Below are 14,348 nucleotides of genomic sequence, written 5' to 3' on the forward strand. Positions count from 1 at the left end.
ATGCGAGTGGTCGCTATCTAGACTCAGATCAGCCGGCCGCTCCAAGACGTATTATTGAAATGAAGGACGTTACCAAGAAATATAGTAACGGAACGACTGCTCTTCGCGGAGTGTCCATCAATGTCGATGCGGGCGAGTTTGCCTACATCGTTGGACCATCAGGAGCAGGGAAGTCTACCTTCATCAAACTCCTCTACCGTGAAGAAAAATTGGATAAAGGTAGCTTGACGGTTGGGAATTTCAACCTTGCTAAGATCAAGAAAAAGGATGTTCCCCTCCTCCGTCGTAGTGTGGGAGTTGTCTTCCAGGACTACAAGCTCTTGCCTAAGAAAACGGTCTATGAGAATATCGCCTATGCCATGGAAGTTATCGGTGAAAAACCGCGTAACATCAAAAAACGTGTCATGGAAGTTTTGGACCTGGTGGGACTTAAGCACAAGATCCGTACTTTCCCGAATGAGCTTTCAGGTGGTGAGCAGCAGCGGATTGCCATTGCGCGTGCCATTGTCAACAATCCCAAAGTCTTGATTGCGGATGAGCCGACAGGTAACTTGGACCCGGAAAATTCATGGGAAATCATGAGCTTGCTGGAGCGCATCAATCTGCAGGGGACAACGGTTCTCATGGCTACCCACAACAGCCAGATTGTAAACACTCTCCGTCATCGCGTTATTGCGATTGAGGATGGTCGAGTGGTTCGTGACGAAGCGGAAGGAGACTACGGATACGATGATTAGACGATTTTTTAGACATCTATGGGAGTCGCTCAAGAGTCTCAAACGAAATGGTTGGATGACGGTTGCGGCGGTTTCTTCTGTGGCCATTACCCTGACCTTGGTGGGAATCTTTGCTTCTGTCATTATCAATACCGCTAAGTTGGCTTCGGATTTGGAAAACAATGTCCGTATCAATGTATTCTTGCGGGCCAATTCGACAGACCAGGCTGAAACCATTGTAGATGACGAAGGTAAGACAGTTGCCAATCCTAACTTCAAGGCTGTTTACAATAAAATCACAGCCCTGCCAAACGTTGAGACGGTGACTTATTCTAGCAAGGATGAGCAGTTGCAGAAGTTGACAGCGACCTTGGGTGATACCTGGAATCTCTTCCAGGGGGATGCCAATCCGCTCTATGATGCCTATATCATTGATACGACTGAGCCACAATATGTCAAGTCTGTGGCGGCTGAAATTGCCAAAATTGACGGTGTGACAGAGGTTCGAGATGGAGAGGTTGAGACGGAGCGTATCTTTAAGTTGGCTGGGATGGTTCGGACCTGGGGTCTGGCTGCAGCAGCCTTGCTTCTCTTTACAGCAATTTTCTTGATTTCCAATACCATTCGGATTACCATCATTTCCCGCAGTCGTGAAATTCAGATTATGCGACTGGTTGGAGCGAAAAATTCCTACATCCGTGGTCCTTTCCTCTGGGAGGGAGCTTGGGTAGGTTTGCTGGGAGCGGCTCTTCCAGCAGCTCTGGTCTATTTCCTCTATCAAATGGTTTACAAATCCGTGAATGCGAGCTTGGCTAGTCAAGACCTATCCCTACTTCCGGTTGATATCTTTGTTCCCATCATGGTGGGGGCGCTGGTTGTCATCGGTGTGTTGATTGGTTCAATCGGATCGGTTATCTCAATGAACCGCTATTTAAAAATTTAAGAATACTAAAAATCCTAAGAAGTTTGGCTTCCTAGGATTTTTGATTATCTAAAAAAGGGATTGAAATTTTTCTCGTGGGCAACGGTAGTGTTTTGACCGTGGCCTGGATGGACTGTGTAGTGGTTGGGGAGGGTGAAAATATGCTCCTGGATGCCGGCAATCAAATCATCAAAATTGCTGGTTGGAAGGTCTGTGCGGCCGATGTTTTCCCGGAAGAGGGCGTCGCCGGTGACAACAGCTTTGACTTCAGGAAAAATGAAAGAAACACCGCCAATCGAGTGGCCAGGCGTAGGAACAACCTTGAAATGAAATCCGTCAAGCTGGTAGTCTTCCTGATATTGGAAAACTTGCTCTGCGGGCTTGCAGATGACATTTTCTATATCATCATGACGGGGTAGACCAGACAGGTTCATCTCCGGAGTATAGAGCCAACTAGCCTCGCTTTCGGCCACATAAACGGGTGGAAAACCGTAGGTCTCACGCAGGATGTCTAGACTTAGGATGTGGTCATAGTGGGTGTGGGTAAGCAGGATGGCTGTGATAGGCTTGCCAATTTTTTCGATAGTGGCCTGGATTTTATTCCAATCGCTGCCTGGATCGACCACCAGCAGATGGCTATCGTTTTCGATATAATAAGTGTTTTGGGTGGCAACTTGGTTGACAGATTTGTGGATTTTCATGGGGGCTCGCTTTCTCTCCTTATTCTATCTAATAGTCTAACAGAAAATGGGGCATCCTTCATGGATTTTGTTTTTCATGGCCTATCTATGCTATAATGTTTTTATGAAAGAGACGAAATCAAGCAATCGGTATACTGTTGTTGATTTGGAAGCAACGGGTACGGGTATTGAGGCTAAAATTATTCAAATAGGAATTGTCATTGTTGAAAATGGTCAGATTGTCGAAACTTTTTCAACGGACATCAATCCCTATGAGCCCCTGGATGAACATATTGTTGATTTGACGGGGATTACGGACAAGCAATTGTCCCAGGCACCTAGTCTGGGCCAGGTGGCCGGTCAGATTTATGAATTGCTGGCTGATGCTATTTTTGTCGCCCACAATGTGACCTTTGATGCCAATTTGCTGGCGGAAGCCTTGTTTTTTGAGGGGTATGAACTCCGCACACCGCGGGTAGACACTGTCGAGCTATCCCAGGTCTTTTTCCCTACCATTGACAAGTACAGCTTGGGCAATCTTTCTGATAAATTGGACCTGGGTTTGGATCAGGCCCATACGGCCTTGGCAGATGCTACTGCGACAGCCAACTTGCTCTTGAAAATCCAGGAAAAAATCCTCTCCCTGCCCAAATCCATGGTGGAACAACTAGTGCAGTTATCTGATTGCCTGCTCTACGAGTCTCGCTTAGTCATTGAGGAATTGCTACCACAGCTGTCGGAGCAGGTCTCGTTAGACCTGGTTTGCTGCCACGGCTTGTTTTTGCAAGAATCTATTGAAGTTCCGGTTTCGCGCAAGTTTTCGGATGATTTTGTGACCAATCTGGGACTGCTGGGTCTCTATGAGCGGAAAAAGCAAACGGCCTTTGCAGGCTTGGTTGAGGAACGACTAAGTGATGAACAACAGGTTCATTTTATCCAGGCCCAGGCTGGTCTTGGGAAGACCTACGGTTATCTCTTGCCGCTCCTGGCTAAAACTGACCAAAAATTACTGGTCTCCGTGCCAACCAAGCTCTTGCAGGAACAGATTATGTCCAAGGAAGGCAAGCGCTTATCAGAAGTTTTTCACATTTCTATTAGTTCCCTCAAGGCACCCCAGCATTTTATTAAGCTAGACAACTATTGGCAGACCCTGCAACGCCAGGATGACAACCGTCTGGTCAATCAGTTTAAAATGCAGGTCCTGGTCTGGCTTAGTGAGACGCAGACAGGGGACTTGGACGAGCTCAAGCAGAAACAGCGTTACCAGGCCTATTTTGATGAAATTGCCCATGATGGCAAGTTGTCGGAGGATAGCCTTTTTTGGGACCAGGATTTCTGGAGAAAGGTGCAGAGAAGGGCTGTAGACAGTCGGCTCTTAATCACCAACCACGCCTATTTTTTGAGCCATCTTAAGGACCAGGACCCCTTGATGAACCAGCGCCTGGTGGTCATTGATGAAGCGCAAAAATTGCTATTGGCAGCGGAGAATTTGGCCACTGGGCAGGTCAATATGACCCAGCTTTTGCAAACCCTGCAGAGCAAGAAAGACAGGACCAGCAACCTGCTGGACCAGCGCTTGTATGAATCCTGCCAATTTGAGCTGCAGCATCTGATGACAGATTTCCGCAAGCAGGCTGACCGCGAAATCACTCGGACAGACTTGGACCAGTTGCGTCAGAATCTGCTGGAGTTGCAGGATTATGATTTGCAGGAATTGACGGATTTGTTGACCTACTATGAGCGTTTTTGGCTGGAAGACCATCGCCTGGCCGACAAGCGACTGACCTACCTGCGTGGGACCAAGGAGGATTTGCTAGATGTCAGTAGCTACCTGCCCCAGGGTAAGATTTTCTGTATCAGTGCCACACTGGACATTAGTAGTAAGGTCAATCTGGCGGATTTGCTGGGCTTTCAGGAAGTCACGTTTGACCGTCTCCCTCATCAACTGACCACCAACCAGCAGATTATTATTCCCCGTGGGCTGCCGGATATTCAGAGCCTGACCAAGGAGGAGCATGCTGGATTTATTGCCGAGCGTTTGGGGGAAATAGCAGAGCTAGGACGACCGATTTTGGTTCTCTTTACCTCTATTTCCCTGCTCTTGGAGGTAGCGGATCTATTGGAAGAGGCAGGATTGCCCTATCTAGCCCAGCATAAACATGGGACAGATGCCAGTTTAAAACGACGATTTGAACGGGGAGAATGTCAAATTCTTCTGGGAACGGGCATCTTCTGGGAAGGTGCAGATTTTGCCGACCAGGACCAGATGATTCAAGTCATTCCCCGCCTGCCGTTTGAAAATCCCAAGGATTCCTTTGTTCAAAAGGTAAATAGGAAACTGATTCAAGAGGGGAAAAATCCTTTTTATGATTACCATTTACCTATGATGATGATAAAGCTCAAGCAGGCTATTGGTCGGACCAATCGCTATGACCGCCAAGAATCTGCTGTCCTTCTCCTTGATAATCGCCTCCAGACCAAACAATATGGGCAACAGGTTATTGATTTTCTAGAGCAGGACTACCCGGTAGAAGGGGTGCAAGAGACGGCAATCATGGATGCCCTGAGCTATTTTTTCAGTGAGTGAGCCGAAAGGCTCTTTTCTTCTAACATGAACATAGAAAATTCATGCATTCTATGGTATAATTTTTCAAATATACTCATTTTGAAAGAGATTGCTATGACAGAAAAAACGATTGTATTTAAGGTAGGAACCAGCTCTCTGACCCAAGCAAATGGCAGTTTGGACCGCATTAAGATTGCTCGGATTACCAATCAGCTAGCTCAGTTGCACCAGAAGGGTTACCAGATTGTGCTGGTGACCTCAGGCTCTATTGCTGCTGGTTTTCGAAGACTGGGCTTTGAGAAACGACCGACAAAGATTGTGGAGAAACAGGCTTCTGCGGCCGTTGGACAGGGCTTGCTGATTGAGGAATACACGCAGAACCTGATGAAAGACGGGATTGTATCAGCTCAGATTTTGCTGACCCAGGATGATTTTGCGGATGCCAGACGCTATCAGAATGCCTCTCAGGCCTTGCAGGTCTTGCTCAAGCAACGGGCCATTCCCATTATCAATGAAAATGACACCATTGCCATTGAGGAGATTAAGGTGGGAGACAATGATACCCTGTCTGCTCAGGTGGCTTCCCTTTTGAAAGCAGACCTCTTGGTGCTTTTAACAGATGTGGATGGGCTTTACACGGCCAATCCCAACAGCGACCCCAATGCCAAACATTTGCCAGAGATTAAGGAAATTACGGAAGACTTGTTTGCCATGGCAGCAGGAGCTGGCTCGTCCAACGGAACGGGTGGCATGACCACCAAATTGCAGGCGGCACAGATTGCGACCAAGTCAGGCGTACCAGTCTTTATCTGCTCATCCAAGGAGGATACAGCCCTTTTGCAAGCCGTCACTCAAGCCAACCGTGGCACTCTCTTTTTAGCAGATGACCATGCCATGAACCAACGCAAGCAGTGGATGGCCTTCTATGCTCGGACAGATGCTGCAGTTGAGGTGGATGCTGGTGCGGTTGAGGCCATGTTGCACCAAGGCCGCAGTTTGTTAGCTGCTGGTGTCAAAGCCCTGGAAGGCGACTTTGAGGTAGGACAGGTCGTGGAAGTTTACAGTCAAGCAGATCACCGTTTGATTGGTAAAGGGCGGGTTAGACTCTCGTCCCGGGACTTGCAGGACCAGTTGGCAAATGGCAGAGCGGAAGGTGTGTTTATTCACCGCAATGATTGGGTTAGCTTATAGTCGTTCAGTTTATCTTTTATTACTTCGACGCATGAGGAAACGTCGTTTCCTTATTTCCAACTTCAAACACTCCACCGGATTGTTTGAACTCGCTTTGCCGTACCCTGGTACAGCCTGCAGCTCGTTGCCTAGTACTAAAAGCAAACTGAAAGACTAAATAGGAGAAAAATATGACCACAACACAAGCATTATTAGACAGTTTATTGGCCCACAAGGCTTCTATCAATCTAGCGACAACAGAACAAAAAAACCAGGCCCTATCTGCCATGGCAGACCAGTTGGTTGCCCAGACTGAGGCAATTTTAGCAGGTAATGCCATTGACATGGAACATGCCCAAGGCAAGATTAGCCAAGTTATGCAAGACCGATTGCTCCTGACACCAGAGCGAATTGAAGCCATGGCAGATGGTATTCGGGCCTTGATTGGCTTGCCAGATCCTGTCGGATTAGTCTTGGAAGAATCCACTCGGGCAGATGGGTTGAAGATTAGTAAGAAGTCTATTCCCTTTGGCTTGGTGGGAATGATTTACGAAAGCCGTCCAAATGTGACCTCAGATGCTGCAGCCTTGGCAATCAAGAGTGGTAATGCGGTCATCTTGCGTGGTGGCAAGGAAGCTTTTCATTCGGCCCAGGCTATTGTCACAGCCCTCAAGGCAGGTTTGGAAGAAGTTGGCCTATCACCTAAGGTCATCGAGTTAGTCCAAGATACCAGCCGTGCCTCTGCGACCGAGTTGATGACTGCCAAAGGCAAGATTGACCTCTTGGTGCCACGTGGCGGTGCAGGACTTATTCAAGCCGTAGTAGAAAATGCGACTGTGCCAGTTATAGAAACAGGCACAGGTATCTGCCATGTCTATGTGGACAAGGATGCGGACTTGGACAAGGCCTTGCGGATTGTGGCCAATGCCAAAACCAGTCGTCCCTCAGTCTGCAATGCGGCGGAAGTCTTGTTGGTTCACGAAGCAATTGCCAGTCAATTCTTGCCTCGTTTGGAAGAAGCTCTTTCTGGTCAGGTGGAATTACGTGCTGACAGTCAGGCCCAGGCTCTTCTTAACCAATCTATAACAGCAGGTGAGCAGGATTTTGATACTGAATTTCTGGACTTTATCTTGGCTGTCAAAGTCGTTTCAAGTGTGGAAGAAGCTATCAGCCACATCGCTCAACATTCGACTGGACATAGCGAGGCCATTGTGACGGAAAACAGCCAGACAGCAGATTATTTCACACTCTATGTGGATTCGGCGGCTGTTTATGTCAATGCCTCGACCCGCTTCACAGACGGTGGCGAGTTCGGTCTGGGTTGTGAGCTGGGTATTTCCACCCAGAAGATGCACGCCCGTGGTCCAATGGGACTGCGTGAGATGACCACTTACAAGTACATCATCACAGGCGACGGCCACATTCGTTAGGAGGACAAGATGAAGATTGGATTTATCGGACTGGGCAACATGGGAGCGGCCCTGGCCCAAGCGGTCAGCCAGCAAGCAGATACCCAGCTCCTCCTCAGCAACCATAACCTAGCAAAAGCTCAGGCTCTACAAGATCAGCTGGGGGGTCAGCTTTTTTCTAATGGGGAAATAGCAGAGCAGGCCGAGATTATTTTTCTTGGGGTTAAGCCTCACCTGATTCAGACAGTCTTGTCAGGCTTGCAGGACCAGATTAGCCAGAATTCATCTGCTATCTGGATTTCTATGGCAGCGGGTGTGACCCTTGACAGCCTGGCAGAATTTGTGTCGGCAGACAAACTCATCCGTATCATGCCCAATACACCGGTCGCTATCGGCCAAGGCATGACAACCTATAGCTTGGTTAATCCAGAGCTGGCTCCGCTATTGGAACAAATTCTAGAAAAATCAGGTAAGGTCCAGCAGGTGCCAGAGAGCCTGATTGACGCAGCAACGGCTATCGCAGGCTGCGGGCCGGCCTTTGTCTATCAGATGATTGAGGCTTTGACGGATGCCGGTGTGCAAAATGGGCTGACGGCTCAGGATGCCAAGGTTTTGGCGGCTCAAACCCTAGCAGGAACTGCTCAGATGGTCTTGAACAGCGACAAGCACCCAGCCCAGCTCCGACAGGAAGTAACCTCGCCAGGAGGCTCGACCATCGCAGGCGTGGTAGCACTGGAAAAAGCAGGCTTCCGCTATGCCATCATTAAGGCAGTCGCCGCCGCCCTCAAAAAGACTAGAAAATTAGGCAAAAAATAGATTAGATATAGAAAATTTTTGGTTGCAACGTATTTTTCAGTCCTAAGACCGATGGCAACGGTTGGCAGTTGGGGTATACTATAGTCAATCCTAAATATTTTTCATAATCTCCTTAAAAACTTGGCTAATTGGTCAAGTTTTTTTGCGTTTGAGAGAAAGAAAAAACGAGACATTAATCTCGTTTGGTCTTGTCTTTGATCCATTGACTGACATTGGAAAAGGTTTTGCTTTGCTCTGCCTTGAGTTTTTGTTCTTGGACAAAATCTGCAAAACTTTGTTTGACGCCATCTTTTTGAACCTTATCTTGCAAATCATGCCATTTCTTTTTAAGGTTGCTGGAAGTCCGTTCGTAGTAGATTTCCAAAATTTCTTCCTTGGATTTGTAGTTGCGGTAGAAGGCGTTGCGCGAAACACCTGCCTTGCGCACTAATTCAGAGACGGAAATGTGCTTGAGTTCCTTTTTTTCAAGGAGAAATAGCATAGCGGTCTCGAGAGATTCCTTGGTCAGCTGATTGGCCTCCTTGTTGGATTGATAGAGATTTTTCAAGGATTTTGGTGAAATTTTACGCTCGGTCATATTCTTCCTTTCTACTGCGACATCCGATTGGAAATGCTTTCATAACTAATGATTTAATGATATAATTGTAGAGTAAGATAGAGCACCTTGTCAACTAATTAAATCATTCAAAAGAAAAGAGATAAGAAAATGTCAAAATGGAAAATTGTTGCAGACTCTGGTTGTGATTACCGTCAACTAGCTCAGCTTGCGCCGGATACGGAGTTTGTCAGTGTTCCCCTGAGTATTCAGATAGGGGACCAGACCTTTGTTGATGATGCGAGTCTAGATATTGATCAGATGGTCTCTGTCATGCAGTCAACTTCTGAGGCAGCGACATCTGCCTGTCCTAGCACTCAGGCCTATGAGGAGGCTTTTGCAGGTGCAGAAAATGTTATCGTTGTGACGATTACCGGTGGTTTGTCTGGCTCTTTTAATGCGGCTCGTGTTGCCCGCGATATGTATTTGGAAGAGCATCCAGATGCTAAGATTCATTTGCTTGATAGTTTATCAGCTGGAGGCGAGATGGACTTACTGGTTACGGAAATCAATCGTTTGATTGCCTCAGGCTTAGAGTTTGAAGAAGTCGTATCAGCTATTACCACCTACCAAGAAAATAGTAAATTATTGTTTGTCCTTGCTAAGGTCGACAATCTGGTGAAAAATGGTCGATTGAGTAAGCTAGTAGGTGCTGTCGTTGGTTTGTTAAACATCCGTATGGTCGGTGAAGCTAGTGGCGAGGGCAAGTTGGAATTGCTCCAAAAGGCTCGTGGCCACAAAAAATCGGTCACCGCAGCTTGGGAAGAAATGAAAAAGGCTGGCTATAAGGGCGGACGCATCATTATGGCTCATCGTAATAACGATAAGTTCTTCCAACAATTTTCGGATTTGGTTAAGGAAACCTATCCAGAAGCTAGTATCGAAGAAGTTGCGACTTCCGGCCTTTGCTCTTTCTATGCAGAAGAGGGCGGCCTATTGATGGGGTATGAGAGATAGAAGCACTGGACAATATGTGTTGGTGGTTAAGCAAGAGAGAGTGCATCTTACTTGCCAGCTCATTGCTAACTGGATTTCCTTGATGGAAAGGCAGGAAGCTATCCTTTAAAATAAGAATAAAGAGCTTAGTCCTTGAAGAAGGTGCTAAGCTCTTTTAATGTGTCTTCAAGATGTGGATGGAGACGGAGGAGAAGATAGGCAAAGGTACCATTACGGATAAGCTGGTGTCGTCCTTCAAGTCTTGCAGTTCTCGGATTATCTGGAAATTGAACGATTAACTGGTCGCGCACCACCTGATAGGGATAAGCAAGAGGATATTTTTTGATCAAATCTTGTATTTGAACTTCTTCATTTAAGGATTGCTCCCGCAGCAGCTGCGTGTTACGAGCGAACATCCCATTATCGATATACAAAGAAAGTGCCTTTTGCATGATCAGGTTGGTATCGTAGTCAATCAATCCTTTATAGGTTAAAAAAGCATTGAGGAGAAGAGGAGGCAGGCTAACGGCACCTATCCGAAGAGCTGGAAATAAGGTTGGTGAGAAAGACTTGATATAGACGACAAAGTCGTTCTTGTCAAGGTAATGTAAGGGTAGTTGACGGTTTCCATCAAAATCAGCCAAGTAGTCATCTTCGATGAGATAGACCTGATAGCGCTTGGCAAGGTGAACAATCCTCTCCATGGTTTTTCTATCGTAGCTTGTCCCCAGTGGGTTATGCAAACGTGGAATGGTATAGAAAAATTTTATGGTTCCAGTCTTAAAAAGATCTTCCAATCGGTCCAAGTCAATACCCTCCATACTACGTTGAATGGTCAGGTAAGGTAGGCCTTGTTGGCGAATCAATTCCTCCATTCGAGAATAAGTAGGAGACTCGATGAGGATATGGGTTCGATCGGGACCAAAATCCATTTGGCTCAGGATATAGAGGGCTTGTTGACTTCCAGCAGTGATGACCAATTGGTCTTTTCGGCTATAGACATGGTAGTCCATTAGGAGCAGTTGAACAGATGTGATTAATTCTGTCAAACCGGCCTGCTGATGGTAATAATTGAAGAGGTAATTTTCGCGGCCAATCAAACTTTGGTGTAAACAAATACGGAAGTCCTCATAAGGCAGTTCCTCAAAATCAGCCAGATCCAGATCAATGGGCTCTTCCAAAATGTCACGGTCATCCAAAACATAGTAGCCACTTTTTTCGACCGCATAAATCTTGTTTTGATACTTGAGTTCCTGCATAGCCTTTTGAACAGTATCCTTGCTGCACTCGTACTGCAGACTTAATTGGCGAATGGAAGGTAGTTTTTCTCCTCGCTTATAGTCTTGCCGTTCGATTCCTTCTAGGATGTCTTCAACGATGTCCCTGTATTTACTCATCAACTGTCCCCCTACAGATCTATGGTCCTAGTATAGTATAAAACTGTTCTGTGAACAAGTGGCGCGTGTTTTCAAGTGTCTACCCTTACCATTCGTGGTATACTAGAAATATGAAAATCATACTTCCAAATGCAAAAGAACTCAATACCACTATTGAAAACCATTCCTTTCACCCCTTGGACCCCACCAGTTTAGCGGTCGCTCAAATCTGTAGCCAATTCCAGCAGGAAGAATTAGCTTCCATTTATAAAATCTCTCATGACCGTGCTGGATTGGAGTTGGATCGCTGGAAGCGGATTGAAGCCAAGCAAGCTAAAACCTATCCAGCCTGGTTGCTGTACGACGGATTGATGTACCGGTATATGGACCGAAGAGACCTGACAATAGATGAGGAGGACTATCTAAAAAAACATGTCCTCCTAGCTACAGCCTTGTATGGGCTCATCAGCCCGGAACACCTTATTTCTCCCCATCGGCTTGATTTTCAAGCAGGGATCAAAGTGGGAGGAAAATCCCTCAAGCAATACTGGCGGCCGGCCTATGACAAAGTCGTCGAAGAAGAAGACTGGATCCTATCCCTCGCTTCTTCTGAATTTGAACAGGTATTTTCTCCCCAGATTCAGAAAAAACTAGTCCGGGTGACCTTTATGGAGGAAAAGGATGGCAAACGAAGGGTACACTCAACCATTTCAAAAAAGGGCAGAGGACGCCTTGTTTCTGTGATGGCCAAGGAAGGGATTACTGAATTGGAAGCTCTTCAACAGGTTACCGTTGATGGATTTTCTTATCAATCAGAACTTTCCGATCAATTGAATCTTGTTTTTGTCAGAAAGACCAATTGAAAACCATTACATGTGCCTTTTGTAACAAAAATGTTAACTTAGGGCAGTAATTTGTTAGAAGAGGCACAGAACTTATGATATAATAGTAATGTTACAGTTTTGAATGAAAGGGTTAAATTACCATGAGTCGAACAAAAACATCATCCCGAAGAAACCAGCTGCATTGGGCAAACCTAACCTTGCTCATCCTCTACACAGGAGCAGTTGGTTTCCTACTGTATCAAGTGTTTCGGTATGACATTCTTGCCTTTCGCAATCTCAACCTGGTCCTGGCTGGGTTGGCCATTATCTTGGGACTTGTTTGTTTGTTCCTTATTTTAGGAAAAAGAGCTAAAGTAGTGACCGCATTCCTGCTTATTCTAGGCCTTGTCGTTAGTTCTGTCGGTCTCTATGGAGTCCAGAGTATCGTCAACCTTTCGAACAAGTTGAATTCAAACGCCACCTATTCTGAATATGAGATGAGTGTTCTGGTTCCTGCAGATAGCCAGGTCTCGGATATCAGTCAAGTGACAGAATTGTTGGCGCCTACCGGAAATGACGGCGACAATATCCAAGCCTTGTTGGACAACCTGTCTCAGACAGAAAACCTATCTCTGACACCAACCAAAACGGATTCCTATCTGGATGCTTATCAGAAGATGCTTGCTGGTGAGAGTCAGGCCATGGTCTTGAACGGAGTATTTGCAGATATCCTGTCTGCGGAAGACCCAGACTTTGACACCAAGGTCAAAAAGATCTACAGTTTCACCTTGACAAAAAAGGTTGAAACAGCAGTCAACCAACCGACTGGTGATGTCTTGAACATCTATATCAGCGGCATTGACACCTATGGGCCAATCTCGACCGTTTCCCGTTCGGACGTCAATATCATCATGACCATCAATCAGGCTACCAAACAGGTACTCTTAACCACCACCCCTCGTGATAGCTATGTTGCGATCGCAGATGGCGGGCAAAATCAAAAAGACAAATTGACCCACGCAGGGATTTACGGGGTAGAAGCCTCCATGCATACCTTGGAAAATCTCTATGACATCGATATTCATTACTATGCGCGTGTGAACTTTACATCCTTCCTAAAATTAATTGACCTCGTAGGTGGGGTGGATGTCGTCAATGACCAGGCCTTTACCAGAGGGAGTCATGATTTCCCTGTCGGAACCATCCATTTGGATTCTGAAAAAGCTTTAATTTTTGTACGCGAACGCTATTCGCTACAGGGCGGTGACAATGACCGTGGAAAAAACCAGGAGAAAGTCATTGCGGCTCTCATTCAAAAATTAAGCAGACCTGAAAATTTAACCAATTACCAATCCATCATCAACAACCTACAAGATTCAATCCAGACCAATATGAGTTTGGAAACCATGATGAAATTGGTCAATACCCAGATGGAAAGCAGTGGCAGTTACACAGTTCAATCCCAAGCCTTGCAGGGTACTGGAAGTACAGGTCTCTTGCCCTCATATGCAATGCCAGGTTATCAATTGTATATGATGGAGGTCAATCCAGATAGCCTCAACCAAATGAAAGCGGCTATGCAGGCAGTCATGTCAGGAGAGTAGTATGTTAGATATTCATTCACATATCATATTTGGTGTGGACGATGGTCCAAAAACTGCAGAAGAAAGTTTGGAGCTTTTAAAGCTCAGCTATCAACAAGGGGTGCGCGGTATCGTAGCCACCTCTCATCGCCGCAAGGGCATGTTTGAGACTCCGGAGGCGGTCATTAGAGAGAACTTCAAGCAGGTCCAGGTCCTGGCCAAAACCATATCAGAAGATTTCTTTATCTTCTACGGGGCGGAGATTTACTTTACCGATGATGTCATTGGTAAGTTAGAACGAAAAGAATTGCCTACTTATGGAAATTCTAGCAGTGTCTTGATTGAATTTGGCGAGTCAACTAGGTACAAAAAAATTCAGGAAGCTGTGCGTGACGTCTTGCGGTTGGGCTTGACTCCCATTCTCGCCCATATCGAACGATATGATGCTTTGGCGGGTGAAGGTGGAAAAGTTGCAGATCTCATCGCCATGGGTGCCTATATGCAGATCAATAGTTCTAGTGTCTTGAAACCCAAACTATTTGGAGATCGGCACAAAACTTATAAACAGCGGGCCCAATACTTCTTGGACAATGAACTAGTACATTTTGTCGCAAGTGACATGCACAATACTAGTAGCCGACCACCCTATCTGGACCAGGCCTTCCGTCTCATTGAAAAAGAATACGGACGCGATCGCGCCAAGGCCTTGTTTATTGAAAACCCAATTGCCCTTATGCAAAATAAACTTTAAATTT

At 46.2% G+C, this 14,348-nt stretch carries 13 protein-coding genes; 10 read left to right on the forward strand and 3 right to left on the reverse strand.

Going from position 1 to position 14,348, the window contains the following annotated elements:
- Nucleotides 1-59: 59 nt before the first annotated feature.
- Nucleotides 60-737, forward strand: coding sequence for a cell division ATP-binding protein FtsE (gene ftsE / locus ACHBIE_RS00705; RefSeq protein ID WP_105110314.1), 678 nt, complete (start codon nucleotides 60-62; stop codon nucleotides 735-737).
- Complete coding sequence (ftsX, locus tag ACHBIE_RS00710) at nucleotides 730-1,659, forward strand: permease-like cell division protein FtsX (RefSeq protein WP_125265766.1); 930 nt, start codon at nucleotides 730-732, stop codon at nucleotides 1,657-1,659. The genes ftsE and ftsX overlap by 8 nt, the downstream gene beginning before the upstream one ends.
- Nucleotides 1,660-1,703: 44 nt before the next feature.
- On the opposite strand, the gene ACHBIE_RS00715 is transcribed toward ftsX, so the two are convergent.
- The gene (locus tag ACHBIE_RS00715; RefSeq protein ID WP_105123105.1) at nucleotides 1,704-2,339 is read right to left on the reverse strand and encodes an MBL fold metallo-hydrolase; all 636 of its coding nucleotides are present in this window, start codon (nucleotides 2,337-2,339) and stop codon (nucleotides 1,704-1,706) included.
- A gap of 103 nt (nucleotides 2,340-2,442) precedes the next feature.
- On the opposite strand from ACHBIE_RS00715, the gene ACHBIE_RS00720 reads away from it, so the two are divergent.
- The 4 genes from ACHBIE_RS00720 (at nucleotide 2,443) to proC (ending at nucleotide 8,279) form a co-directional block, all read left to right on the forward strand.
- Nucleotides 2,443-4,905, forward strand: coding sequence for a bifunctional DnaQ family exonuclease/ATP-dependent helicase (locus ACHBIE_RS00720; protein ID WP_394732457.1), 2,463 nt, complete (start codon nucleotides 2,443-2,445; stop codon nucleotides 4,903-4,905).
- Nucleotides 4,906-4,998: 93 nt separating this feature from the next.
- Nucleotides 4,999-6,075, forward strand: coding sequence for a glutamate 5-kinase (gene proB / locus ACHBIE_RS00725; RefSeq protein WP_394732458.1), 1,077 nt, complete (start codon nucleotides 4,999-5,001; stop codon nucleotides 6,073-6,075).
- 170 nt (nucleotides 6,076-6,245) lie between these two features.
- Nucleotides 6,246-7,484: a glutamate-5-semialdehyde dehydrogenase gene (locus ACHBIE_RS00730; RefSeq protein WP_394732459.1), complete on the forward strand. Its 1,239-nt coding sequence runs from the start codon at nucleotides 6,246-6,248 to the stop codon at nucleotides 7,482-7,484.
- A gap of 9 nt (nucleotides 7,485-7,493) precedes the next feature.
- Nucleotides 7,494-8,279 (forward strand): pyrroline-5-carboxylate reductase, encoded by a 786-nt coding sequence (proC, locus tag ACHBIE_RS00735; RefSeq protein ID WP_394732460.1) that lies wholly within the window; start codon nucleotides 7,494-7,496, stop codon nucleotides 8,277-8,279.
- A 172-nt stretch (nucleotides 8,280-8,451) separates the two neighbouring features.
- Here the strand turns inward: proC and ACHBIE_RS00740 are convergent, their stop codons facing one another.
- The gene (locus ACHBIE_RS00740) at nucleotides 8,452-8,856 is read right to left on the reverse strand and encodes a TetR/AcrR family transcriptional regulator (RefSeq protein WP_394732461.1); all 405 of its coding nucleotides are present in this window, start codon (nucleotides 8,854-8,856) and stop codon (nucleotides 8,452-8,454) included.
- Nucleotides 8,857-8,985: 129 nt separating this feature from the next.
- Between ACHBIE_RS00740 and ACHBIE_RS00745 the strand changes: the two genes are divergently transcribed.
- Nucleotides 8,986-9,831, forward strand: a complete 846-nt coding sequence (locus ACHBIE_RS00745; RefSeq protein ID WP_394732462.1) for a DegV family protein — start codon at nucleotides 8,986-8,988, stop codon at nucleotides 9,829-9,831.
- A gap of 125 nt (nucleotides 9,832-9,956) precedes the next feature.
- On the opposite strand, the gene ACHBIE_RS00750 is transcribed toward ACHBIE_RS00745, so the two are convergent.
- Nucleotides 9,957-11,207 (reverse strand): PLP-dependent aminotransferase family protein, encoded by a 1,251-nt coding sequence (locus ACHBIE_RS00750; RefSeq protein ID WP_394732463.1) that lies wholly within the window; start codon nucleotides 11,205-11,207, stop codon nucleotides 9,957-9,959.
- 110 nt (nucleotides 11,208-11,317) lie between these two features.
- Between ACHBIE_RS00750 and yaaA the strand changes: the two genes are divergently transcribed.
- The 3 genes from yaaA (at nucleotide 11,318) to ACHBIE_RS00765 (ending at nucleotide 14,344) form a co-directional block, all read left to right on the forward strand.
- Nucleotides 11,318-12,049 carry a peroxide stress protein YaaA gene (yaaA, locus tag ACHBIE_RS00755; protein WP_394732464.1) on the forward strand — a complete coding sequence of 244 codons (732 nt, stop codon included), beginning with the start codon at nucleotides 11,318-11,320 and terminating at the stop codon, nucleotides 12,047-12,049.
- A gap of 122 nt (nucleotides 12,050-12,171) precedes the next feature.
- Complete coding sequence (locus ACHBIE_RS00760; RefSeq protein ID WP_394732465.1) at nucleotides 12,172-13,614, forward strand: LCP family protein; 1,443 nt, start codon at nucleotides 12,172-12,174, stop codon at nucleotides 13,612-13,614.
- Between the two features lies 1 nt (nucleotide 13,615).
- Nucleotides 13,616-14,344 carry a CpsB/CapC family capsule biosynthesis tyrosine phosphatase gene (locus ACHBIE_RS00765; RefSeq protein ID WP_394732466.1) on the forward strand — a complete coding sequence of 243 codons (729 nt, stop codon included), beginning with the start codon at nucleotides 13,616-13,618 and terminating at the stop codon, nucleotides 14,342-14,344.
- Nucleotides 14,345-14,348 lie beyond the last annotated feature (4 nt).

The sequence above is a fragment of the Streptococcus sp. A23 genome (assembly GCF_043674155.1).
Classification (GTDB): Bacteria; Bacillota; Bacilli; order Lactobacillales; family Streptococcaceae; genus Streptococcus; species Streptococcus suis_V.